Origin of the sequence: Jeotgalibacillus aurantiacus (assembly GCF_020595125.1) — a bacterium.
GTDB lineage: Bacteria > Bacillota > Bacilli > Bacillales > Jeotgalibacillaceae > Jeotgalibacillus > Jeotgalibacillus aurantiacus.
This window is the reverse complement of record NZ_JACNMS010000005.1, coordinates 114,058-136,846: the sequence shown is the minus strand read 5'-3', so window position 1 is coordinate 136,846 and position 22,789 is coordinate 114,058. Positions and strand designations below refer to the sequence as shown.

The following is a 22,789-nucleotide window of genomic DNA, read 5'->3' as shown; positions in this document are numbered from 1 at the left end:
CTTTAAATTTATTTCGCTCTTCTATACTGTGTATCCTTAACTCATCCGTTAGAAACACTTGTTTTCATATTTTAGAAAAAAAAACATACTCAGTGCGAATCTGAGTATGCTAAACATCATGATCAACGCTTTGCGTGATCAGATCACATGACTATTTTTTGTTTTTCCCCACATCCTTGAGATAATACTGCTCTGACGTAAAAAATTCGTTTTTCAGTTCCTTAACTTTATTACTCAGAAGCAGGATCGCCAGAATATTAGGTAGCAGAATGGCGGCCAGCATAATGTCGAGGAAGTTCCAGATCACTTCGGCAGCGCCTACCGCTCCGAATACTATGGCAATCAGGTAGACAACCTGAATGGCATACGATGCTTTCAGGCCAAATAAAAACTCTGCCTGCTTCGCCCCATAGAAAATGACTACCAGAATAGTGGAAATAACAAAGAAGGCAAGCGAAATCGTGACGAGTATACTGCCAAAATCGCCAAAATAGCTGGCAAATGCAATCGTGGTTAAGGCACTGCTGTTCTCCATTGCAGTTTCCCCTGTCCAGACACCTGAGGATAGCACAACAAAGGCTGTAGCCGTACAAATAATTAATGTATCTACCACGATCCCTGATACCGCCCAGAACGCCTGACGCACAGGGTGATCTGTCGTAGCAGCCGCGTGAGCCATCGGTGCTGTCCCAAGGCCTGCTTCATTCGAGTACAATCCTCTCGCAAACCCCCATCTGATGACATCGACAAGTGCAGCTCCCGCAAATCCTCCAATAACAGGTGCAGGTGAAAAAGCATTGGAAAAAATGAGCGTGAAAAATTCCGGTAGCGCATCGAGATTCATAAAGAGAATCACAAGTGCTCCCCCTACATAAATAAGCGCCATAAACGGAACGACCACCTGCGTGACCTGTCCAATCCGTTTAATACCACCAAAGACAATGACTCCGATCAATACAGCAATCCCGATTCCTGTCCATAACACCGGAATACCAAAAGACTCCTGGACTGTATTTGCAACCGAGTTCCCCTGCACCATGACACTTGGAATCAGTTCAAGCATCAGGGCGAATGAAAACCAGATTCCAAGCCATTTCATTCCGAGCCCCTTTGTCATGTAATACATCGGGCCTCCAACGTATTCACCCTTCTCGTTTTTTTCACGGTAATGAACGGCAAGTGCACTCTCTGAAAATTTCAGTGACATGCCGATTAAAGCGATGACCCACATCCAGAAAACCGCACCCGGACCTCCAAACATAATCGCTGCCGGTACACCGACAATGTTTGCAGCCCCGATTGTGGAAGATAATGCAGAGGTTAAAGCCTGAAAAGGAGTGACCGTACCTTCACCCTTAGGCTTTTTCGTAACACTTCCAAAGGTTTGTTTCATTATGTAGATCGGGTGTCTGAATTGAAAAAAACCGAGCTTGAATGTCATATACAGGCCCGATATCAGCAGGATAGAGATAAGTGGAATCCCCCATAACCACCCTGAGAATTCAACGACTCCATCAACAAAAGCATCCAAAAAAATCTCTCCCTTCCAAATGACAGTTGTGTTTCTTTTCCCTAGAAAAAAAGGGAGTAAACAGATTTTTTGTATGTTTACTGGAATATCGACCGTTTCATTTTGAATAAAGGAGATCAATCAGGTGATACAAATCAAAGATATTTTTTAAATCAAGATGCCAAAAAACCGCTGAATCATCAGCGGTTTAAGGTGTTGAACTTACAGTATTCATTTCTCCGTTACTGGTCACACGCGGCAGGACAAGCACTTCCACCCGTCTGTTTTGCGCGCGCCCTTCTTCAGTATCATTGGAGGCAATCGGCTGGAATTCACCAAACCCTTTTGCGCTGAACCAGCGCGGATCCAGATTCGGATTTTCAATGACCAGCTTCATAAAGTTTACGGCACGCATTACACTCAATTCCCAGTTTGAACTGAATGCTGCCGTACTGATCGGAACATTATCCGTATGTCCGGAAATAATGACATTACGTGGAGGATCAAATTCCAGGAGTGAAGCTACCTCCCGTGCGACATCTCTGTATTCTTCTCTCACATCAGCTGACCCGGAAGTAAACAGGACATTATCACGAATCGTTAACAGCAATCCTTCATCTGTCAGTTCAGTCGCAAACTGATCATCCAGACCGTTACCGGCAATATAGGAATCAATCTGCTGCTGTATTTCCTGCAGTTCTTCCATATCAGCGGCGGCTGCATTTTCCCTCTCCGTCTGTTCACTCAAAAATTCCTGAATCATCATCTCTTCTTCCGTCATGCCTTCTGTCGGCTCCGTTTCCGTTGTCTGTTCAGGATTATCGGCTGTTGCTGAGCTTTCTGAAAGACTTGAATAATCAAGCACATTTTCACCGCCTGAGAAGATTTCCCTGAATACCTCAGACATTTGGGTGAATTTTTCCTGATCTACGGTACTGCTTGCAAATAATACGATAAACAGTGCCAGAAGGAGTGTCAGGATGTCGGCATACGGTATCAGCCACGATTCATCAATATGTTCTTCGTGTTTCTTTTTTTTACGCTTCGGCATTTTGTCTCACACCGCCTTCAGCCATAAGCTGCTCGCGTTCTTTTGCCGGCAGGTAAGAGGCAAGTTTTTGTTCGATGACGCGCGGTGCCTCTCCTTCAAGGACAGACAAGATCCCTTCGATCATCATATTTTTAACCATAACTTCTTTTGTCGATTTACGCTTTAACTTATTGGCAAATGGGTGCCATAATACATAACCTGTGAAAATCCCTAGGAGTGTAGCAACGAATGCAGCGGCAATCGCATGACCGAGTGCTTCGGTGTCATTCAGGTCACCAAGTGCAGCAATCAGACCAACTACCGCTCCAAGTACACCAAGAGTTGGTGCATATGTCCCTGCCTGAGTGAAAATAGCAGCTCCTGAATGGTGTCTTTCTTCCATCGCATCAATTTCTTCTGTTAATACATCTCTGATATAATCGGCGTTTTGACCGTCGATTGCGAGTCCAAGACCATTCCGCAAAAAAGAATCTTCAATGTCAGCGGTCTTTGATTCAAGCGCCAGCAGTCCTTCTTTTCTCGCCAGTTCAGCCCATTCGCCGAACATTTGAATAACATCCTGTACATCCGTTCCCTTGCTTTCTTTAAATAAAATACCAAACAGCTTTGGCACTCTTTTCAATTCACTCATTGGGAATGCAATCGTTACTGCTGCTACTGTTCCCATAATAATAATCAGGAAAGCCGGTCCATTTAACAGTACTTCTGGTGGCGCACCTTTCAGTATAATTCCGGATCCAATCGCCAGAAAACCTAAAATAACACCAAAAAGAGAGGATTTATCCAAATCAATTCACCCACAATCACAATTTTTCTCTATCTCTATTGCTTATATCGGTCACTTCCTTTTTGTCTTTAGAACTTTATTACACTTACGTTTAAAATGCCTTAACTCATTGGCTGCTTACACGGGTAAAGTATTTTTTGATTTTTTCAAACACACTGATAAAATATGAAGTGTACTAAATACATAATTAAAGGAGATTTCACAATGACAAGTCATTCAGAAATGTTTGAGAAATATGCAGACCTGGCTGTAAAGGTAGGAGTAAACATACAGAAAGATCAGTATTTATATATCGGGGCTTCCATTGACAATGCACCATTTGTCCGCCTTGTAACGAAAAAGGCTTATGAAGCCGGTGCACGTCAGGTATTTGTTGACTGGTCAGATGATGAAGTATCGAAGCTTCGCTATACGCTTGCTCCTGCAGATTCTTTCGGGGAATTTCCGGACTGGAAACGTCAGGAACGCGAACAGCTTGCTGAAAAAGGCGCAGCTTTTATGAATATCGTGTCAGCAAGTCCTGATCTGATGAAAGGCGTTGAGTCTCAGCGCATCTCCGATTTCCAGCGCGCTGCAGGTAAAGCAATGGAAAAGTACCGTCAATATATCCAGTCTGATAAAGTGAGCTGGACCGTTATTGCCGCTCCATCTGTCGGCTGGGCGAAGAAAGTATTTCCGGAGCTGGATGAACAGGAAGCAGTCGATGCACTTTGGACAGCCATTTTCAAAGCAGTCCGTGTGGATCAGGCTGACCCTGTTGCAGCATGGAAGAAACACGATGAAACGCTGCATGAAAAAGCGGATTATCTCAATAATAAGAAATACAGTAAGCTGCATTACACAGCACCTGGAACTGACCTGACAATTGAGCTTCCTAAGGGGCATATCTGGGCTGGTGCCGGCAGTGTGAACGAAAAAGGCAATACGTTTATGGCCAACATGCCAACGGAAGAAGTATTCACGGTACCTCACAAGGATGGCGTATCAGGTCATGTTACGAACACAAAACCACTCAGCTATGGCGGTAATATTATTGACGGCTTTACCCTTACTTTTGAAAACGGCCGTATCACCGATGTGAAGGCAGATGAAGGAGAAGAAATCCTGAAAAATCTGATCAGCACCGATGAAGGTTCGCATCGTCTTGGAGAAGTGGCGCTTGTACCACATCAGTCCCCTATTTCGCAGTCTAACGTTCTTTTCTTTAACACGCTGTTCGACGAGAATGCTTCGAATCACCTCGCCATCGGCAGTGCTTACGCATTCTGTGTGGAAGGCGGAAAAACAATGAGTCAGGATGAACTGGCTGAAAAAGGACTGAACTCAAGTATTACACACGTAGATTTCATGATTGGCTCTGATCAGATGAACATCGACGGCATTTTAGAGGATGGTACGGTTGAACCTGTATTCCGCAACGGAGACTGGGCATTTTAAGGAAATCATGTTTCACTGAAAAAGCGTTTCCTATTCACATTCAAATCCTTTATACTTAGAATGAGAATGTACCCTGTACGGTGAAAGGAGGCTGCCGCTTATGTTATATATGACAACGATTCTTCTTGGTTTCTGTGCTTTAATCGGCCTTGTCGGAGGAGCAATTATGTATTTTCTGCGTTTACCTTTAAACACAAAGGATGCTGAAAAAATCGATCCTCTGCCATAATGACCAATTTTTAAACCGGATTCTGTTTTAGTACTGCTTCGTCTGCAGTCTGAGACGGAATCCGGTTTTTCATTTTTATCCTATTGCGAGAGGGGCTGGCTGTAATGACTGAAAAGAAATTCATGAGTGAGACGAGAACCATCCAGACGAGCAATGTCCTCCCTCCTGATACGAATCATCACGGGACACTGTTTGGCGGCAAGCTGATGGCATATATCGACAACGTTGCCTCCATCGCGGCGATTAAGCTTGCGCGGAAGCCCGTAGTGACGGCATCAACTGACTCAGTAGACTTCCTGAAGCCGATCCGTGTCGGGGATGCTGTGACACTAGAAGCATTTGTGTCTTATACCGGAACGAGTTCCATGGAGGTGTTTGTCCGGGTGACAAGAGAAAAACTGTTGACGGGCGAACAGGCGGTTGCAGCCATCTCATTTCTCACCTTCGTTGCGCTTGGCGAGGACGGCAAACCGGCAAAAGTTCCACAAATCGTCCCTGAAACCGAAGAGGAAATCTGGTTAAATGAAACAGCTGAAAACCGTGCGGCTCACCGGAAAGCAAGGAAAATGCACAGTCAGGAGCTCGCTTCCTTCTTCTCTCCTGATGCACTGAAGAAAAAGAATAACGCGTAAATTTTTCGTAAAACCTCTGCAAAGTGTAAATGGCAGAGGTTTTTTGCCGATATTAAACAGGTACTAAAGATTCAATTCATCTTACTAGTTCTTTTCGCATGATTAAGTTTATTTACAGGAGGTTCAGTCACAAATGAAAAAATGGAAGATTCCACTGATGTTTATCGCATTGATTCTCAGCGGATGTGTGTCTCAGGCTGCTGATACACGTACACTCTTTGACGCAAAAGTTGGCATTTTATTATCAGATACCGGTCTTGGCGACGGTTCCTTTAATGATGCAGCGTTCAGCGGCCTTGAGCGCGCGCGGAACGAGCTGAATATTTTATTTGATTACCGGGAAGCCCCGGAAGGCAATTATGAGGAAAAACTTCTGGAGCTTGTTGAAGGAGATTACGACCTGATTGTCGGTTTGGGCTTTTCTGTGCAGGAAGCACTGGAGAAAACAGCAGAGGCTTATCCGGATCAGCAATTCTTACTGATAGATGGAACTTCTGAAATCGATAACGTCATTTCAATGACCTTTAAAGACCACGAAGGCAGCTTTCTTGTTGGAGTGGTTGCTGCGATGGCAACGAAGACCAACACCCTTGGATTTATAGGAGGGGTTGATGCACCGGTTATTCACCGGTTTGAAGCAGGTTTCACAGCCGGAGCCAAATATGTAAACCCTGACATTAAGATCATTACTGAGTACGCAGGTGATTTCGGTGATGCAGACCTCGGCCGTTCCATAGCGGCAAAGCAGATCGAAGCTGGTGCAGACTTTATTTATCCGGCTGCCGGTTATACCGGAACCGGTGCGATTCTTGAAGCACAGGATCGCGGCATTTTCTCGGCAGGTGTTGATACTGATCAGTTCTATACCGCTGAAAAATCTGTGGTGACATCCATGATGAAAAATGTGGATATCGCTGTTTACGAGCTTGTTAATGATCTGATTTCAGGCGAACTGCCGGAAGAAAGCTATGAACTCGGGTTAAAAGAAGATGGCGTCGGATTGGCTGAGATCCGATTGTTTGAAGCAGATATGAACGGGAAAGCCATGCTCATTGACGTCCGTCAAAAAATCATTTCCGGCGATATCGACGTTCCTGAAACTGTGAAGTAAAGGAGTAAACCATGACATTAAAAAAACGATTATTTTTACTGGCCCTCATCCCACTCATTCTCTCAACCGCGATTATTTTATTCATTGTCTGGCAAATGGTCAGCATGAGCTCTGCGGGTGAAAATGACGTTGATATTTTAACGGATATAGAAGCTTTAAACAGCGATATGCTGATTATTCAACAGTCACTGGCCAATTTCAGCTTAAGTCCGACAGAGAACAATCGGCTGAACACGCAAAATCAGCTGATGGAAACAGAAAGCTTTATCGAAGACCTGCTGTCACGTTTGCCAGATGGCGTACAGTCAGAGCAATTAGGTATCATTCAATCAAAGTTCAATGATTTGACTTTAGCTGCTGGAGAAGCGCTTGATCAGGGTAATGTCAGTGAAACAAACCGTCAGTCAGCAAGAGTCGGTGGCATCTTGAATGATCTCTACCTGCTGACCGTCCTTGCTGATGACTGGTACGCCGCTTCCGTTAATGAAACCGCACGTCAAATTTCATTTATTGTGATCTTTTCATTATCAGCGGTTGCTGTTATTGTCATCGTCTCGCTTATCACGTCCATGATCATTTCGAAGCGTATCACGGACCCACTCAACCGTATGTTGAATCAGGCTTCTCGAGTGGCTGAAGGTGATCTGACAGTAGAAATTGAAGAAACAGAAAAAAAATCAAAGTTTGAGATTAACCTATTGAACCAGGCTTTCAGTAATATGATGCTAAACCTGCGTGATACGGTCCTTTCCATTCATGAAGTGAGTGATCAGGTTGCTGATTTCGCAGAAGATGTATCGAAAAAAATTGTTCATTTAGAGGAAAGCGGCAGTCAGATTGCTTCTTCCACGGAAGAACTGGCAAAAGGAAGTCAATCAATCTCTGAAGATATCCAGGATACATCTGAACGGATGACCGTGCTGCAGTCGACTTTCCAGCAAAGTGAAGAGCTTACCTCCCGCTCTGCTGTCAAAGGGAACGAAGCACTGAAAGCTGTGCAAGACGGACAGGAATCACTGGAGCAGCAAAAGCATTTTACAAAGGAAGCGGCAACTGCCTCCTCTTCGATTAAAAAAGAACTTGAAACATTCTCAGCCTTTACGAGTGAAATTCAGGAAGCAGCTGAATTCGTGAGAGAGATTGCAGATCAGACGAACCTGCTTGCTCTTAACGCCGCCATTGAAGCAGCACGTGCCGGCGAACAGGGGAAAGGTTTTGCAGTTGTGGCAAATGAAGTGAAAAAGTTAGCTAATCATTCATCAGATGCGACGGACAAAATCACTTCAATGGTCATGAATATTCAAAATGGCATGAATGGAATTCTTGAAGCTGCTGTTCAGGGAGAAAAGCTTTCTTCACATCAGCTCTCTTCCATGAATGAAACGGAATCATCGTTCAAACAGATTGCCTCGCGCGTTCAGTCTATTGACAGTGAGCTCAGCACCCTGGATAACAGCATGCAGGAATCCATGACTTACACTGTGGATGTGACAAGTGCAATCGAAAATATCTCGGCTGTAACAGAACAAACCGCCGCAGGTACCGAAGAAATTTCCGCATCAGCTGATGAACAGCAGCTCGCATTCAAAGAAGTCAGTCAGGCCATTCATCAATTGCAGGAAATGAGTCTTAGAATGCAGTCACAGCTGAACCAATTCAAAATACCCAATCGTGGTGAATAAAGACAGATAAAGCATATTGAAACTCTTTCCGTCTATGAGCGGAAAGGGTTTTATTACGTTACAGGATGATTATTCTTTTGTTACAGCCTCCCTTTTCATATAATTGCCCAATCCTTTCAAATCAAGATAATAGTGAACGCTTTACATTGTTACGCTTATCACATTCCTGTAATATTCGCGCCGCTACTACCTTCGTCCCTCCAATCCACCTCTTAAATAGTCTATACTACTCGGAGAACGTTTCTATACATGGACGAATACGTGACATCGGAGGAATAGGACATGTTATCAAATGCAGAAATCGGTATCGATTTAGGTACAGCAAATATACTTGTATACAGTAAGAGTAAAGGAATCATCATGAATGAGCCATCTGTTGTGGCAATTGATGTGAATACAAATAAAGTACTCGCAGTTGGAACAGATGCAAAAAATATGATCGGTAAAACACCAGGTAATATTGTAGCGGTTCGCCCACTAAAAGACGGTGTTATCGCTGACTTTGATGTAACGACTGAAATGCTCAAGCACATCATGTCTTCAATCGGCAAAAAGATGGGCTTTTCACTTCGTAAGCCAAGCGTAGTCGTTTGTACGCCATCCGGAGCAACATCTGTTGAGCGCCGTGCCATCCAGGATGCGGTGAAATTCAGTGGTGCTAAACACGTGCATCTTATTGAAGAGCCTGTTGCAGCTGCGATCGGGGCAGACCTTCCAGTAGGCGAGCCTGTTGCCAACGTGGTTGTTGACATCGGTGGCGGTACAACCGAAGTGGCCATCATTTCATACGGTGGCGTCGTATCATGCAATACAATCCGCGTTGCCGGCGATAAAATGGATGAAGACATCATTCAGCATATCCGCAAATCCTATAACCTGCTAATCGGTGAACGTACAGCTGAGCAGATCAAAATGGAAATCGGACACGCACCAATCGAACATAGCGTAACAGAAATGGAAATCCGTGGACGAGATCTCGTGACAGGACTTCCAAAAACAATCACACTGCAATCCACTGAAATTCAGGCGGCCATTCAGGAATCCCTTATGAGCATTCTTGAATCCATCCGTGCAACACTCGAAAACTGCCCTCCTGAACTGAGTGGAGACATCGTAGACCGCGGCGTCATCCTGACAGGTGGAGGAGCGTTACTAAACGGTGTTCAGCAATGGCTGAGCGAAGAAATCGTCGTTCCCGTCCACATCGCACCAAACCCGCTTGAATCAGTCGCAATCGGAACAGGTAAATCACTATCTGTTATCGATAAACTGCAAAAAGCAGGAAAATAAACTTTTTAGCCGGAACTCTTTTTATGAGAGTTTCGGCTTTTTCTTTTGTGTTAAACGACATGACATTTATGATCCGCTTTATCGCAGCGCCGAGAGCGATGGAACCTGATCCGTTTTTTTTACCTCTTCTTTTTCACGATAATAATTCGTTCGCATCAAAAAGGGCATGGTCCGTCCGTAGACTCCCTCGGCAGAGAAGCGACAGGTGAGACAGCGTAGCGCGAAGCGCTAGCTGGCTCACCGCGCGGCCACGGAAAGCGAAGGGGGAATCTGGCCCGGTTTATCTAACACACACACAATTAACCCACTCCCCTGTTTATTTTTTAACAAAAACGGGTAAAAGTTGACTTTTTTATGATCCAAAATCAATATACAACCGTTAGCCATGTAACGATAAATTGAGTTGGCAGTCCTATTCATATAGAATAGAATCAGAAGTCAATTATCGTGTAAAGGAGTCTGCTATGCCGAACTTAACAGATACAGAACTTTACGTCCGGCTGAGGCAAAATGATAAGGAAGCACTCGCACAGTTATACGACCGCTATGAAAAGCTTGTTTACTCATTTGCTTACAGAATGACAAAAGACCGCACCCTTGCAGAAGAAACGGTTCAGGAAGTGTTTGTAAAGCTATGGCGAACAAACGCTGAATATGATGAATCGAAAGGGAAATTTTCTTCTTGGCTGTTAACCATAACCCGCAACAAAGCCCTCGATTTGATCAGAAAGTCAGCGGCTAAGCCGACAGTGGAATTCGAAGAGCGGGATTCACTGAAGGAAACTGCCGAAACACCTGATGATATTCTGGAAGAAAAGACGAAAAACCAAGCCGTTAGAAAAGCCGTTGCCCGATTAAAAGAAGAGCAGCGCACGATTATTGAACTATTTTATTTCAAGGGGCTCACCCAGGACGCGATCGCTCAACAGACCGGGCTGCCACTTGGAACCGTTAAAGGAAGGATACGCTTGGCACTAAAACATTTACGAAAATACATCGACGAGGAAGGAGGAAAGGCAAATGTCTAATGTTCACTGTGATCATCTGATTGATTATTTTAACGGTCATCTGACCAACGAAGAAAAAGAACAGTTTGAAAAACACCTTTCCTCCTGTGAAGAATGTCAGACAGAACTGGCAGAATGGAATGCGCTGGCTGATGATCTGCCTTACGAATCAGAGGAGATTGAACCACCTGAAGGCATGAGGGAACGGGTATTAACCCATGTATTTGCGGAGGAAAAACCGCTTGAATCCAAGACTATTTCGCATGAGAAACCGGTAGAAAAGAAGCTTGAAAAACCGGTCCCATTTGTTGCGGATAGGAAAAAACGTCCTGCAGGCTCCAAATGGCTGATTCCTGCAGCTGCTGTGTTATTACTGTCATTAGGGGCTAACGCCTACCTGTTCAGTGAACTTCAGACCCAGTCTACTGAACTCGCTGAGACACAGGAATCTATTGATGAACTGCTGCAGTTTGTTCAGCTTACACCGATCGAAGGTGAGAACGGACCGAGTGGAACAGCCTCTATCGTCCGGAATGGATCTGAAATCAATGTCGTCATTAACGCCTCTTCCCTTGGACCGCTTCAGGAAGAAGAAGTGTATCAGGTTTGGCTGATTGATGATGAAGCACCTCAACGTGCAGGTACATTTAAGTCCAATGAATCAGGAACAGGAACCGTTGTTTTTGAAATGGACGTTAATGACTTTGACCTTGAGCAGTGGAACCAGATTGCCATTTCACAGGAACCCGATGCCAATAGCGAAACACCTTTAGGTGACGTTGTCATGGCTTCAGAAATTTAATAAAAAAACGACTGCCTCATGGGCAGTCATTTTTTTATGGATTGGAAAAACGGGCACCCGCTCTTAGCAGCTGTATCCATTACAGATGGCTGGTAAAAGAAGTTTGGGGATTTCCATGTATTATTATATTGTTTATGAAAAATGGGCGTCGATGCCGGAGATACAGGCGGAATGAGCCAGGTCCAGTCTCCCGTCACCTCTCTCCCCTCCTCATTTTCCCTTTCCTCAAATCTTGCAAATTGCTGACTTGCCGTATGATGGTCGACAATGCTGACTCCCGCTTTTTTAAACGAATACATAACAGCTGTACATAGCTCAATAATCGCCCGGTCTTTCCACATCGATGACTGATAGACCGTTGAAAGCCCAAATGCACCTGCTACTTGCGTTAATTGGTTATAACGATCTTCGTCCGCAAAGTTTCTGGCCGCAATTTCCGTTTCCATGTACCAGCCGTTAAAAGGTGCCGTGACATACTCAATCCCGCCGATTTCAAGCTTCATTTCTGAAATAATCGGCACCGCATACCAGCGCAGATCTAACTTATTAAACGCATCAGACTCAGGATGCATGATCGGAACTTCTTTTATCAAATGAGAAGGTACTTCGAAATACACTGGTGACTCCCCATCCAATTGAATAACAATAGGAAGCACATCATATGGAGTGCCTTTTCCCTCCCAACCAAGATTCTTACAGAACTCAGTCAGCTCCACAGAATGAGGATCCCCAATGATCGATCCATCCTCCTGTTTGTATCCTGCATAACGAATCAGCTGATGATTATAAATACGGAGAGGATCAGATCCATCAGCTCTTCTTGGTTTGAACAAAGTCACTGTCGAACGGATCTTTCCGTCATTCGTCGCATAATCAATATGATTAAATAATGCCTGTTTTACATCTTCAACAGATGCGGCTTCTCTCGCATCAAAAACGTTCAGACTGTTCCAGAACAGTCTGCCTATACAGCGGTTGCTGTTTCTCCAGGCGACTTTCGCACCAAACTCGATTTCATCATAGGTTTGTTCGTAAGTACCGGAGGACATAATACTTTCCTTGATTTCATTTAGCCTTTTTTTCCGAGCGGAATCCGGCAGTTTTTTCTCTCTGTAGTACTGCTTGATAAAGGACTCTGCTTTGTTGAATAAGTCGTTCATGTGCAGCCCTTCTTTACTTTTTGTCTATTCGCAATCTTAACATGAATCTGTGACAATCTACACTATTGTGTGGGTAATTGTCGATAGATTGACATTTATAAACATATATAGTTTGTGCATGTTTGTTGGAGGATTTGGATAACGTTTATACATTATAAAACCGGGCCGGACTTATCCTTCGCTTTCTTTGTCTAGCTGCGGCGACTAGCCCCTCGAGGTCATAAGTCAAAGATGAACGAGGGCAAAAATCAGCCCTCTTTTCATCTTCGCATTATGCTTGTCGGGGCTGGGCGAGTCGCCTTCGCTTTTCTAAGGCCGGGCGGTGAACCCGCCTGTGCTGCGCACATTCGGTTTCATCTGACCCTTTCCGTCAGGTGAGTCCAGCCCTCGAGTCTATTTCCACTCGACTGGCTCTTGATTAAGTAATCTTTTTCAAAATTAGAAATTAACAAATGAAAAAACCACAGCTTTTTTTGCTGTGGTTTAGAGTCAGGCGAGACGTTTAAAGTTCTGGCCGAGGATTTCGTTCATGTTGTGGACGGTTATAAAGGCTTTTTCGTCCTGTTTGCCGATATAGTTTTTTAGACGTGACAGATCTTTTCGTCCTAATATGGTAGTGATGACTTCTTTTTGTTCGTAATTGAAGGCACCTTTAGCTGTGTGGATAGTGGCACCACGGCCGAGTTCACCTACGATAAATGCACGGATGAGTGCGCTCTTCTGGCTGATGATGACGACTTCTTTGTTTGCGTTAAATTGCTGAAGTGTATAGTCGATCATTAAGCCATTTAAAATAACGCCGAAAAATGCGTACATACCCGTTTGTGGACCAAACAGCAGAGATGAAGATAGTGCGACGGCAAGGTCTGAAAAGAGCACTGCACGCCCAATTTCAATTTTGATATATTTGTTTAAAATCATTGCGATAATATCTGTACCGCCCGTTGAAGCACGCTGGTGAAACACAATCGCCATTCCTGTTGCGGCAATACACTGACCGATAATGAGCTGAATCAGAATATCATCGCTGAGCGGCGCTGTCATCGGCGCGATCCATTCAAGGAGCCAGACGTAACCTGATAATGCAAAGCTTGTATAAATCGTTTTGGCACCGAATTGAAAGCCAAGAAAAATAACGCCTAAAATAAACAATAGAATATTAACAATAATCATAAACAGTCCGATCGATAATCCCGGAAAAAGAGAATTTAATACGATGGACATTCCGCTGACGCCTCCGGTTGCAAGGCTGTTCGGGGATAAGAAAAAATGAACGTTAACAGCAACAAAAAATGCTCCAAGATTCATCAATAGGAAACTCATTAATTTTTTCATGCGAAATGCCTCCCTCTATGCAATTTTCAATTCACAAAAACGCATTATACGCGCTGTAAATCAGCATGTAAAGAGGTTCGGGCTCAAGGTATTATCAGTCTTTTTTAATGATTCTGCCGGTCGTATGATTATGCAATTGTAAGCGATTTTAACGCTGATATATGCGGGAATCTGTCATTTTTATAAAGACAGCCGGATTTAATTTTTTTCCTGATGATCGTATAAATCAAAGTACATTCTGCCATCACCATTCATCTGGGCAAGAAAAACATCTTTCATCAGCAGCCTTCTTTTGGCAAGCTCCTCTGTCATCCACTCTCTCGTTTTTTCTATCGATTGAAGTGCCTTATCCATAGGCTTTCCATCCATAATCAAAACCACAGGCTCTCCTGACTGGGGTTGCGTGCCGAAAACATCTTTTTTTGTAAGCGGCTTCGCTTCATCCTTCAGGAGAACATTCAGATCTCCTGAAGGTTCAAGGATCGCAAACTCAACATCAGACACCTCAAAAACTTCTTTTTTTCTCAAAAGCTCCAGCAGCTCATCCGATGTATAACGTTCTTTTTTTAGATTTTTTTCAATGATCTCACCACGCTGAATCATTACCGTCCCCTCTCCTTCTATGAGGTCACGCAGTTTCTTGCTTTTCAAAGAACCGAAATCAGCAAGCAGCGGAATCGCAATAAAAGCCAGAATTCCGAGAACCCCATGATAAAAGTTTCGATCCAGACCAGTAATCACCTCCGCACCGATACTGCCAATCGTAATGCCCGTCACATATTCAAAAAAAGATAGCTGGGAAATCTGTTTCTTCCCAAGAAGCTTTGTACAAACAAACAAAACCAACACAATCAAAACCGCTCTTATGATTACGATCAAATATTCGTTCATCGCTTAACCGCCTTTTCTAACAAGCGTTGCCGAAAAAGATATTTATCATTCAGTCAGCTCTTTAATCTATTAGTGAAATAAGTAAAACCCTCATGACTTAATTCTTCTCATCAACTAAAAAACTGCTTTGTTCATAAAAATACGCAGACAAAAAGCCGGATCTCACTGCTAAGTTAGCAAATGGAATCCGGCTCAACAATTTATTCTATTAAAGAAATCGAAAAAACCAAAGGGCCGGGTCACATCCGGAGACTCCCTGCAGCAGAGAAGCGACAGGTGAGACAACGTAGCGCGAAGCGAGAGTTGGCTCACCGCCCGGCCAACGAAAAGCGGAGACGGGCGTTTAGGGACGTACAAACTGGACTGGCCCCGACGGAGATAAAGGAAACACAGCGAACAGAGTGAGCTGATGTTGACTTATCGGACGAGGGGGCGGGAAGTTTGCTAGTCCCTGCCCGACGTAGCTAGACAACTGAAAGCGAAGGGGGGAATACGGCCCGGCTCTCATTAACGATTATCAATCTTCTCCGGATACATATCATGATTCATCAGGCGGTGATACGCCATCTCTTCATACTTCGTACCCGGCTTCCCGTAATTCGTATATGGATCAATCGAAATTCCGCCACGCGGCGTAAACTTACCCCACACCTCAATGTAACGAGGATCCATCAATTCAACCAGATCATTCAAAATGATATTCATGCAGTCCTCGTGGAAATCACCATGATTACGGAAACTGAACAAATATAGCTTCAGTGACTTACTCTCCACCATCTTTTGATCAGGAATATAACTGATATAGATCGTCGCAAAGTCCGGCTGATTTGTTTTAGGGCAAAGTGAAGTAAACTCAGGACAATTGAACTTCACAAAATAATCCCGGTTCACATGCTTATTTTCAAACGCTTCAAGCACATCCGGTGAATAATTAAATGAATACTCCACTCCCTGATTTCCAAGAAGATTAACACCTTCCAATTCTTTCTCATTACGGCCTGACATGGCTGTACCTCCTGTTTTATAATATTGCAGCGTTAGGGACAGACCCTTACTCCACCTTTTATACAGACAAAAAAGAAACATCCCGTTCCAGATGCTTCTTAAGTAATTCCAGCATTTATTTTACTCATCCTGTCATGTATTTGCAAGATTTCGTTGTTTGACGGGCAGTCCGATTTTCAGGGTTGGTGACATTTTGTAAGGGTTGTAATCTGCTGAGTAGACTTCGATATGATCGAGACCTGCCTGATTCAGCTGAATGCCCTGTGACTGTGCCCAGCGGTATAGTTTTTCATAGCTTTTCCATGCCTGCTGTCCATTGTGCTCTGTGACGGCATAATGATGGGATGGCACGATGATCCGATGCATATCGGGTGGGATTTTCTGTGTGCGAAGTGCCTCCACTCCAAAGTAATACGTAAATCCATCCGGACGATCCTGATAAGACAGACCGATATAATCTGATTCCTCACTCGCAAGGTCAAGTTCCTTTATCCTCTTCTGACATTCTTCAATGACCGGGAAAATATCTCCGTGTGCAGCAGCCTCATATGTGCCTGTCCATTTCATGCCGACAAAGTAAAAGCTTGATTTTCTAACGATTTCGAAATCACTCATATTCGCGCTCCTTTCGCCTGGGGAGTCGTACCGTGAACTATTTTCTTATATTTTAGCAAATTCTGAATACTTAAAGATAGGGTCTGAGCATTATTTTTATTAAAGAATCTGTAAATATGTTATGTTTTACTTAAGAGTTGGACATTTCACTTCCATCTAAAACTAATGGGGTGAGCGAATGAAAAGAAAAAAGAAAAACTGGCTATTAATCAGTGTGGGGCTGGTTGTAGCTGCTGCAGGCCTCTTTTTCGCCTTCTCCGATGAATTGCTGAACCGGTCATACGGCAGTGAAGCAAGCTCAGGCGCGGACCTTGCACCTAATGAAGAAGTCGCTATTTTTGCCGGCGGATGCTTCTGGTGTATGGAGCCACCGTTTGAAAAGCTTGCCGGTGTGCGTGATGCGGTATCCGGTTATACCGGTGGAGAAGAAGAAAACCCTGAATACAGTGAAGTAGCCGGTGGCGAAACCGGTCATACAGAAGCCGTGCAGGTCATTTATGATCCAAGCGTCATCAGTTACGAGGATCTGCTTGATGTTTATTGGAAACAGATTGATCCGACAGATGCAGAAGGTCAGTTTATTGACCGTGGAAAGCAATACCGTCCTGAAATCTTTGTAAAGAATGATGAAGAAAGAGCTGCGGCTGAAGCTTCCAAACAGGAATTAATCGATTCCGGCAGATTCGATGCTGAGATCATCGTTCCGATTACAGATGCTTCCACATTTTATATTGCAGAAGAATATCATCAGGATTATTACATTAAAAATGAAGGACGATATGAACTGTACCGTGCAAACTCCGGTCGGGATCAATTCTTAAATCAGTACTGGACAGCCGATGAAAGAAATGGTGATTTGCCAACAAAAGAAGAACAGGAAGAAAACAGTCCTTATAATGTCAGCTATACTGACGAGGAACTGCGTGAAATGCTAACCGACATTCAATATGAAGTGACACAGGAAGACGGGACAGAAACCCCTTTTGATAACGAGTATGACGGATTTTACGAAGACGGCATTTATGTAGACATCGTATCAGGGGAACCATTATTCAGTTCTACAGACAAATACGATTCCAGAACGGGCTGGCCTTCCTTTACGAAACCACTCGTCCCTGAAAATATCGTAGAAGTTGAAGATCCGGGAATTTTCGGTATGAGAATCGAAGTCCGCAGTAAATACGCCGACTCTCATCTCGGCCACGTATTTGAAGATGGACCCGAACCAACCGGCCTCCGCTACTGCATGAACTCAGCAGCCATGAGATTCATCCCTGCTGAAGACCTGGAAGCAGAAGGCTACGGAGAATTTTCATACCTGTTTGAATCCTGATTGCAGAAAAACCTGAATGCCCGACAAACGGCATTCAGGTTTTTTTATGACTGAAACTTATTTGACAACTCTTTCTGATTATCAAACAACTTATTCTGATTATTAGACAACTCTTTCTATCTTTTTAACAACCTTCTCCATCTATATAACCACTCTCTCAAAAACTACTGAGAATCTGGGTCAGTTCTTGAACTTAACCAACTATCTTTCCAAAAAAACCGAAATCTACTGCACAAACCCAGGGCAGAAGGCATCCGTAGACTCCTGCGGCAGTGAAGCGACAGGTGAGACAGCGTATTGCGCAGCAATAGCTGGCTCACCGCGCGGCCTTAGAAAAGCGGAGGCGACTCGTCCAGCCCCGACAAGCATAAGGCGAAGATGAAAAGAGGGCTGATCTTTGCCCTCGTTCATCTTTGACTTATGACCTCGAGGGGCTAGTCGCCGCAGCTAGACAAAGGAAAGCGAAGGATGCCTTCTGCCCGCTTTTTAAATCCTTGTTCTCCTGTCAACTCCTATTGAGGAAACGGTCAGGTAAAAACAGCTGAAGCAAAGACGGATTCAACATCCGGCCACGGAAGAAAGAATCCGCTCCGGTTCTCCAAATACATTCGACAGAACCCAAATCTTTACTTACAATAAAGAAGGAAGATCAACTGCAACGACTCAATCCACATCTACACAAGGAGGATTTACATGACACTATTATCCGAACTGCTTACCTATAACGAAACATTCGTTAAAGAAAAAGAATATGAAACATACGCCACGACAAAGCTCCCTGACAAAAAGCTTGTCATCCTGACATGCATGGATACACGTCTTCTAGAGCTTTTACCTAAATCGATGAACCTTAAAAACGGTGACGTCAAAATGGTCCGCAATGCCGGAGCCGTGATTACTCACCCGTTTGGAAGCGTCATGCGAAGCCTTCTTGTTGCAGTTTATGAGCTTCAGGCAGATGAAGTACTGATTATCGGCCACTACGATTGCGGTATGGGTGCGGTAAACAGTGAATCCATGATTTCTAAAATGAAGAACCGTGGTATTTCTGATGAAACAATTGATACATTAGGATATTCAGGCATCAATTTACACGAGTGGCTGAAAGGTTTTGATGACGTATCTGAAAGCGTGAAGCATACAGCAGAGCTTGTTCGTAATCATCCGCTGATGGATGCCAAAGTTCCTGTCCACGGACTTGTTATCGATCCTGAAACAGGCCGTCTTGATCTGGTGTCTGAGGGTTATGTAAAAGCTTAATGAAAAAAAGAAGCTGATCTGATTTCAGCTTCTTTTTTCATTCAAATAATAAATATAATCATATACAACCCCGCTATATCCAAGCTGACGATGCATGGCTGTCACGTTTCCTCTATGGTAGGAGCCGTGATTGACGACTGTGTACACCATTTCCTCTATCGTATTTGTCATCGGTATTCCTTTCATCGTAACAAAGGAGTGAACCGTAACAGGGTCAATCTTTGTCAGTAGCTGATCGTATTGCTGGTGGAGCTCCTTAAAAGCGGCTGATGCTTCCTCGACAGTTCTGAGTGATGTTGCTGGAGCCTCCGGTCTTTCTACTCCTTTGATCCGCTCCAGCCACAAATAATCCACTACATAGACGTGGTCGAACACTTCCTTTATGGATGGAAATACACTTTGGATTTCTCTTGTGTAAATCTCTTCAGGTAATGTTTTCAAATGATCAAGCTGTTTCTGCGTGCCCCATTTATGATAGGAAAACCAATCTTCTATTGTAATCATCCAATCATTCCTTTACTTCACTTCTAATTGAACGGTCCAGGAGTGAAAAACTGTGGTGAAACCTCCGCCTGGTGATGGACTGCATGCGTATAAGCCGAGTTTTACTTTGCCATTATGGTCATCCTCATGGAGACGGGCAATTCTTAACTGCTGGTATTCATGGTCACCTTCTGCAGGCTTAGACCAGATCCGGTAATTGCCACCTTCACGGGAAATTTTGAACGCGAGCTTAATCCCGTTCTCCGGTGTCGGCACATTACACGATGACCAGTCGGAAAATCCATTATTAGTCACTACGGCTCCCAGGAAAGAATGCTTTTCCGGAATATATTCAAGTGACGCTTTCAGCCAGCAGTCATCTGATACCATAATAAAAAGGCCCGCCTGATCATACCGGCTTTTCGGATCCTTCATTGTAAATACGGCTTCTGTTTCAAATGCACCTATGATTTCCTTATAAAAGACATGTCCATCCATGCGATCAAAGCCGTAATGCGTTTTTCTCCAGAAATCTGTTTTTTCTTTTGTTTTGACGATTAATTCTTTATCTTCAAGCGCGTAGTCCGGCGGTTCGTTCAACCAGCAGCAGTCTTTCGCCTGATTTTCCAATAAGGAATGCATGCATAGGACTCCTTTCAAGAGCGTTTGTATTTGTTTACCCAGAAACAAAAGTCCTTAACATCATCATTTACCTATTTTACCAAATCATGCTTAAATGCATATATAACAGCCTGTGTTCGATCCTGAACTTCAAGCTTCCCAAGAATGTTACTGACATGGGTTTTGACGGTTTTCAAGGCAATGTATAACTCATCAGCAATCTCCTGATTTGTTTTTCCTTCTGCAACGAGCAGTAAAATTTCTTTTTCACGGTCCGTCAGATCCTGATGCAGCAATTTAGGTACTCCACCTCTCATACGCTGCATGACTTTTCCGGTTACCTCAGGCTCTAAAACCGTTTCTCCGTTGTGCGTTTTCCGGATCGCGTCTGCTATGTCTTTTGCTTTCGATGTTTTAAGTAAGTAACTGACCGCTCCTGCTTCAAGTGCAGGATAAACTTTATCATCGTCTAAAAAGCTTGTGACAATGATGATTTTTGCTTCCGGCCACTTTTTGATGATTTGTGAGGTCGCCTCGATGCCATCCATCTTTTTCATGACAAGGTCCATTAAAATAATATCCGGCTTCAGCTCTAATGCCATTTTCACAGCCGGTTCTCCGTCGTCACATTCGCCCACCACTTCAATATCATGCTGAGCCGCTAAATAAGATCCCACGCCAATCCGGACCATTTCGTGATCGTCTACGAATAATACCCGTATCATTCCGCTTCCTCCCTTCTTTTAAAAGGTACCTTGATTTCAAGACGCGTTCCCTGATCAGGAAGAGAGACGATTTTTAACTTCCCGCCAATTTCAGCAGCGCGTTCACGCATGCTGGCAAGACCATATGAGCCTGCTTTATCCTCTGAAATCGTGAAACCTTTACCGTCGTCCGTAATTCGCAGAATGACATAATCATCCCGTAAAATGCATAAAACGCTGAGAATTTCCGCCTCAGCATGACGTAATGTATTTGAAATCGATTCCTGTAAAATACGGAACAGATGATCCTCCACACTTCTCTCAAGTTCAAGCGGCTCAGCCTTCCAGGTCAGCTTCAATGGAACCTTCAGCTGAAGCTCAGTCAGCAGTTCTTCAATACCTTCCGCCAATGTTTTACCTTTTAAAGCAGCCGGTCTTAAATGTAAAAGCAGCGCACGCATCTCAATCTGAGACTGCTGAATCATCTTCTCCACCATTTGCAGCTGACGATTTTCCCGCGCGCTTTCCTCCTCATTAATCGCTGACATCAGCATCGATGCGGCAAACAGCTGCTGGCTGACTGAATCGTGCAGCTCACGTGCCAGCCGCTGCCGTTCCTGAGAGACCATCTCCTGAATCTTCTGCTCCTGCTGTTCAACCTTCTCACTTGCAAGCTTCTGACTCGTCAGCACCTGTTCTGTCCATAACGTCTGCAGCTCTGATGCTTTTTCTGACAGCTTGGAAAGCTCCGCCGTTTTGGGCAGGCTTCCCTCTGATGTTGCACGTCCTAAAAGCAGATCATCAAGCTGACGCTGCACCATCATCACCTGTCTTTTATAACCATGCCCCTGAATCAGTCCCCAGATCATGGACACAAGCAGCAGCTGCAGGACAAGAAACAGAACGATCGGAATATCCAGGATCGTCTCCTGCCAAAGGCTTCCCCACTGTTCGGGTGGAAACATTAAAAGGTAGACGCCAAAAGTCAGCAATACTGTCAGGACACTCAGCCCCACCGCCTGAAACGTATTTTTCGCCATCATACGCGCTTCACCTCGATATCCCCGACAAGCACTGATGTGAAAATCGTTACTTTCTGAGAAGCGGACCGGTAATGCTCTGTTTCATATACAAGATTTTCATTCCACAGACGGGAGGAATGCTTCTTAAAAATCGAAGCTTCCCCGGCAACAGCAGCATGTTGAATAGAGATATCCAGTTCATAAGGGACAAGAATCGTAATGTTCCCGGCCAGATTTCTCATCGAAATAAATACTTCCCGGTCCGGTAACACTGTATTACTCAAATCAATGAGTACATCACCGATTCCGTTTTGCAGATGAATATCTTCCCATTCAAATGAGTGATCAGGTGTAGAATGAGATCCCACCCATTTATTCAGGAAAAAAGGTTTTTTAGATAAAAGAAGTCTTTCTTTATCTTCCTTGAACTTACTTTCCATTTTCGCTCTATACGTAACAGGGTCTTTCTTAGACTCTGTATATTTCATAATCAAATAAACAATCAGCACGACTGCGAGAATTCTCAATGTGACCATCGACAAAACAGCCGTTAATAAAGAAAGCGCTCCAACACCTAACAGGATCTTCCCATACAGCCGGTCCCAGCGGCGTTTTCCAAAGTAAATAAATGCACCTGCTACCGCAAACGAAAAGATCATCCCGCTGTTAAATAAAATAATTTCAATGAATACGAGTACCAGACAGGCAGTTACCCAGTTTGATAAGGACATTTCTTTTAGCCATTTCATTCTGCCCACCCCCTTGTTGATCATCCTGCTTCCTTATTTTAGCCTTTCATTCTGTTTACCGGAACCCCAAATT

General features: G+C 44.0%; 23 protein-coding genes. 10 read left to right on the top strand and 13 right to left on the bottom strand.

All coding sequences use genetic code 11. The features are described from left to right. Positions 1-151: 151 nt before the first annotated feature. From H7968_RS15155 to motA, 3 genes are all read right to left on the bottom strand, one after another. Positions 152-1,531 carry an alanine/glycine:cation symporter family protein gene (locus H7968_RS15155; RefSeq protein ID WP_227396933.1) on the bottom strand — a complete coding sequence of 460 codons (1,380 nt, stop codon included), beginning with the start codon at positions 1,529-1,531 and terminating at the stop codon, positions 152-154. Positions 1,532-1,718: 187 nt separating this feature from the next. Continuing rightward, complete coding sequence (gene motB / locus H7968_RS15150) at positions 1,719-2,561, bottom strand: flagellar motor protein MotB (RefSeq protein ID WP_227396932.1); 843 nt, start codon at positions 2,559-2,561, stop codon at positions 1,719-1,721. Beyond that, entirely contained in the window at positions 2,548-3,348 is an 801-nt protein-coding gene (gene motA, locus H7968_RS15145) for a flagellar motor stator protein MotA (RefSeq protein WP_227396931.1), read from the bottom strand. The genes motB and motA overlap by 14 nt, the downstream gene beginning before the upstream one ends. A 204-nt stretch (positions 3,349-3,552) precedes the next feature. On the opposite strand from motA, the gene H7968_RS15140 reads away from it, so the two are divergent. The 8 genes from H7968_RS15140 (at position 3,553) to H7968_RS15110 (ending at position 11,538) form a co-directional block, all read left to right on the top strand. Continuing rightward, on the top strand, positions 3,553-4,785 hold the full coding sequence (locus tag H7968_RS15140) for an aminopeptidase (protein WP_227396930.1): 1,233 nt from the start codon (positions 3,553-3,555) through the stop codon (positions 4,783-4,785). A 100-nt stretch (positions 4,786-4,885) separates the two neighbouring features. Beyond that, entirely contained in the window at positions 4,886-5,014 is a 129-nt protein-coding gene (locus H7968_RS18055; protein WP_264476762.1) for a hypothetical protein, read from the top strand. A gap of 104 nt (positions 5,015-5,118) precedes the next feature. Further along, positions 5,119-5,646, top strand: coding sequence for an acyl-CoA thioesterase (locus H7968_RS15135; protein ID WP_227396929.1), 528 nt, complete (start codon positions 5,119-5,121; stop codon positions 5,644-5,646). A gap of 133 nt (positions 5,647-5,779) precedes the next feature. After that, on the top strand, positions 5,780-6,757 hold the full coding sequence (locus H7968_RS15130) for a BMP family lipoprotein (RefSeq protein WP_227396928.1): 978 nt from the start codon (positions 5,780-5,782) through the stop codon (positions 6,755-6,757). A gap of 11 nt (positions 6,758-6,768) precedes the next feature. Further along, a complete protein-coding gene (locus H7968_RS15125) occupies positions 6,769-8,439 on the top strand; it encodes a methyl-accepting chemotaxis protein (RefSeq protein ID WP_227396927.1) in 1,671 nt (556 codons plus the stop codon). A 282-nt stretch (positions 8,440-8,721) separates the two neighbouring features. Beyond that, positions 8,722-9,729 carry a rod-share determining protein MreBH gene (gene mreBH, locus H7968_RS15120; protein WP_227396926.1) on the top strand — a complete coding sequence of 336 codons (1,008 nt, stop codon included), beginning with the start codon at positions 8,722-8,724 and terminating at the stop codon, positions 9,727-9,729. A gap of 464 nt (positions 9,730-10,193) precedes the next feature. Then, entirely contained in the window at positions 10,194-10,757 is a 564-nt protein-coding gene (locus H7968_RS15115; protein ID WP_227396925.1) for an RNA polymerase sigma factor, read from the top strand. Next, on the top strand, positions 10,750-11,538 hold the full coding sequence (locus H7968_RS15110) for an anti-sigma factor (protein WP_227396924.1): 789 nt from the start codon (positions 10,750-10,752) through the stop codon (positions 11,536-11,538). Before H7968_RS15115 ends, H7968_RS15110 begins: the two co-directional genes overlap by 8 nt. 26 nt (positions 11,539-11,564) lie before the next feature. Here H7968_RS15110 and H7968_RS15105 read toward each other — a convergent pair whose 3' ends face one another. The 5 genes from H7968_RS15105 to H7968_RS15085 all read right to left on the bottom strand — a co-directional run bounded on the left by H7968_RS15105 (position 11,565) and on the right by H7968_RS15085 (position 16,544). Beyond that, a complete protein-coding gene (locus tag H7968_RS15105) occupies positions 11,565-12,698 on the bottom strand; it encodes a nitric oxide synthase oxygenase (RefSeq protein ID WP_227396923.1) in 1,134 nt (377 codons plus the stop codon). A gap of 489 nt (positions 12,699-13,187) precedes the next feature. Then, the gene (locus H7968_RS15100; RefSeq protein ID WP_134373119.1) at positions 13,188-14,033 is read right to left on the bottom strand and encodes a YitT family protein; all 846 of its coding nucleotides are present in this window, start codon (positions 14,031-14,033) and stop codon (positions 13,188-13,190) included. Positions 14,034-14,231: 198 nt separating this feature from the next. Further along, entirely contained in the window at positions 14,232-14,924 is a 693-nt protein-coding gene (locus H7968_RS15095; protein WP_134373116.1) for a DUF421 domain-containing protein, read from the bottom strand. A 507-nt stretch (positions 14,925-15,431) separates the two neighbouring features. Next, positions 15,432-15,929, bottom strand: coding sequence for a preQ(1) synthase (queF, locus tag H7968_RS15090; RefSeq protein ID WP_134373113.1), 498 nt, complete (start codon positions 15,927-15,929; stop codon positions 15,432-15,434). A 132-nt stretch (positions 15,930-16,061) separates the two neighbouring features. Then, positions 16,062-16,544 carry a GyrI-like domain-containing protein gene (locus tag H7968_RS15085; protein ID WP_134373110.1) on the bottom strand — a complete coding sequence of 161 codons (483 nt, stop codon included), beginning with the start codon at positions 16,542-16,544 and terminating at the stop codon, positions 16,062-16,064. 178 nt (positions 16,545-16,722) lie between these two features. Between H7968_RS15085 and msrB the strand changes: the two genes are divergently transcribed. After that, positions 16,723-17,877 carry a peptide-methionine (R)-S-oxide reductase MsrB gene (msrB, locus tag H7968_RS15080; protein ID WP_227396922.1) on the top strand — a complete coding sequence of 385 codons (1,155 nt, stop codon included), beginning with the start codon at positions 16,723-16,725 and terminating at the stop codon, positions 17,875-17,877. Between the two features lie 693 nt (positions 17,878-18,570). After that, the gene (locus H7968_RS15075; protein ID WP_227396921.1) at positions 18,571-19,137 is read left to right on the top strand and encodes a beta-class carbonic anhydrase; all 567 of its coding nucleotides are present in this window, start codon (positions 18,571-18,573) and stop codon (positions 19,135-19,137) included. Positions 19,138-19,161: 24 nt separating this feature from the next. On the opposite strand, the gene H7968_RS15070 is transcribed toward H7968_RS15075, so the two are convergent. The 5 genes from H7968_RS15070 to liaF all read right to left on the bottom strand — a co-directional run bounded on the left by H7968_RS15070 (position 19,162) and on the right by liaF (position 22,716). Beyond that, the gene (locus H7968_RS15070; RefSeq protein ID WP_227396920.1) at positions 19,162-19,641 is read right to left on the bottom strand and encodes a DinB family protein; all 480 of its coding nucleotides are present in this window, start codon (positions 19,639-19,641) and stop codon (positions 19,162-19,164) included. Positions 19,642-19,653: 12 nt separating this feature from the next. Further along, entirely contained in the window at positions 19,654-20,262 is a 609-nt protein-coding gene (locus H7968_RS15065) for a DUF1349 domain-containing protein (protein WP_227396919.1), read from the bottom strand. A gap of 71 nt (positions 20,263-20,333) precedes the next feature. Next, positions 20,334-20,966 (bottom strand): response regulator transcription factor, encoded by a 633-nt coding sequence (locus H7968_RS15060; RefSeq protein ID WP_134373095.1) that lies wholly within the window; start codon positions 20,964-20,966, stop codon positions 20,334-20,336. After that, the gene (locus H7968_RS15055) at positions 20,963-21,988 is read right to left on the bottom strand and encodes a sensor histidine kinase (RefSeq protein ID WP_227396918.1); all 1,026 of its coding nucleotides are present in this window, start codon (positions 21,986-21,988) and stop codon (positions 20,963-20,965) included. The genes H7968_RS15060 and H7968_RS15055 overlap by 4 nt, the downstream gene beginning before the upstream one ends. After that, a complete protein-coding gene (gene liaF / locus H7968_RS15050; protein WP_166805781.1) occupies positions 21,985-22,716 on the bottom strand; it encodes a cell wall-active antibiotics response protein LiaF in 732 nt (243 codons plus the stop codon). The genes H7968_RS15055 and liaF overlap by 4 nt, the downstream gene beginning before the upstream one ends. Positions 22,717-22,789 lie beyond the last annotated feature (73 nt).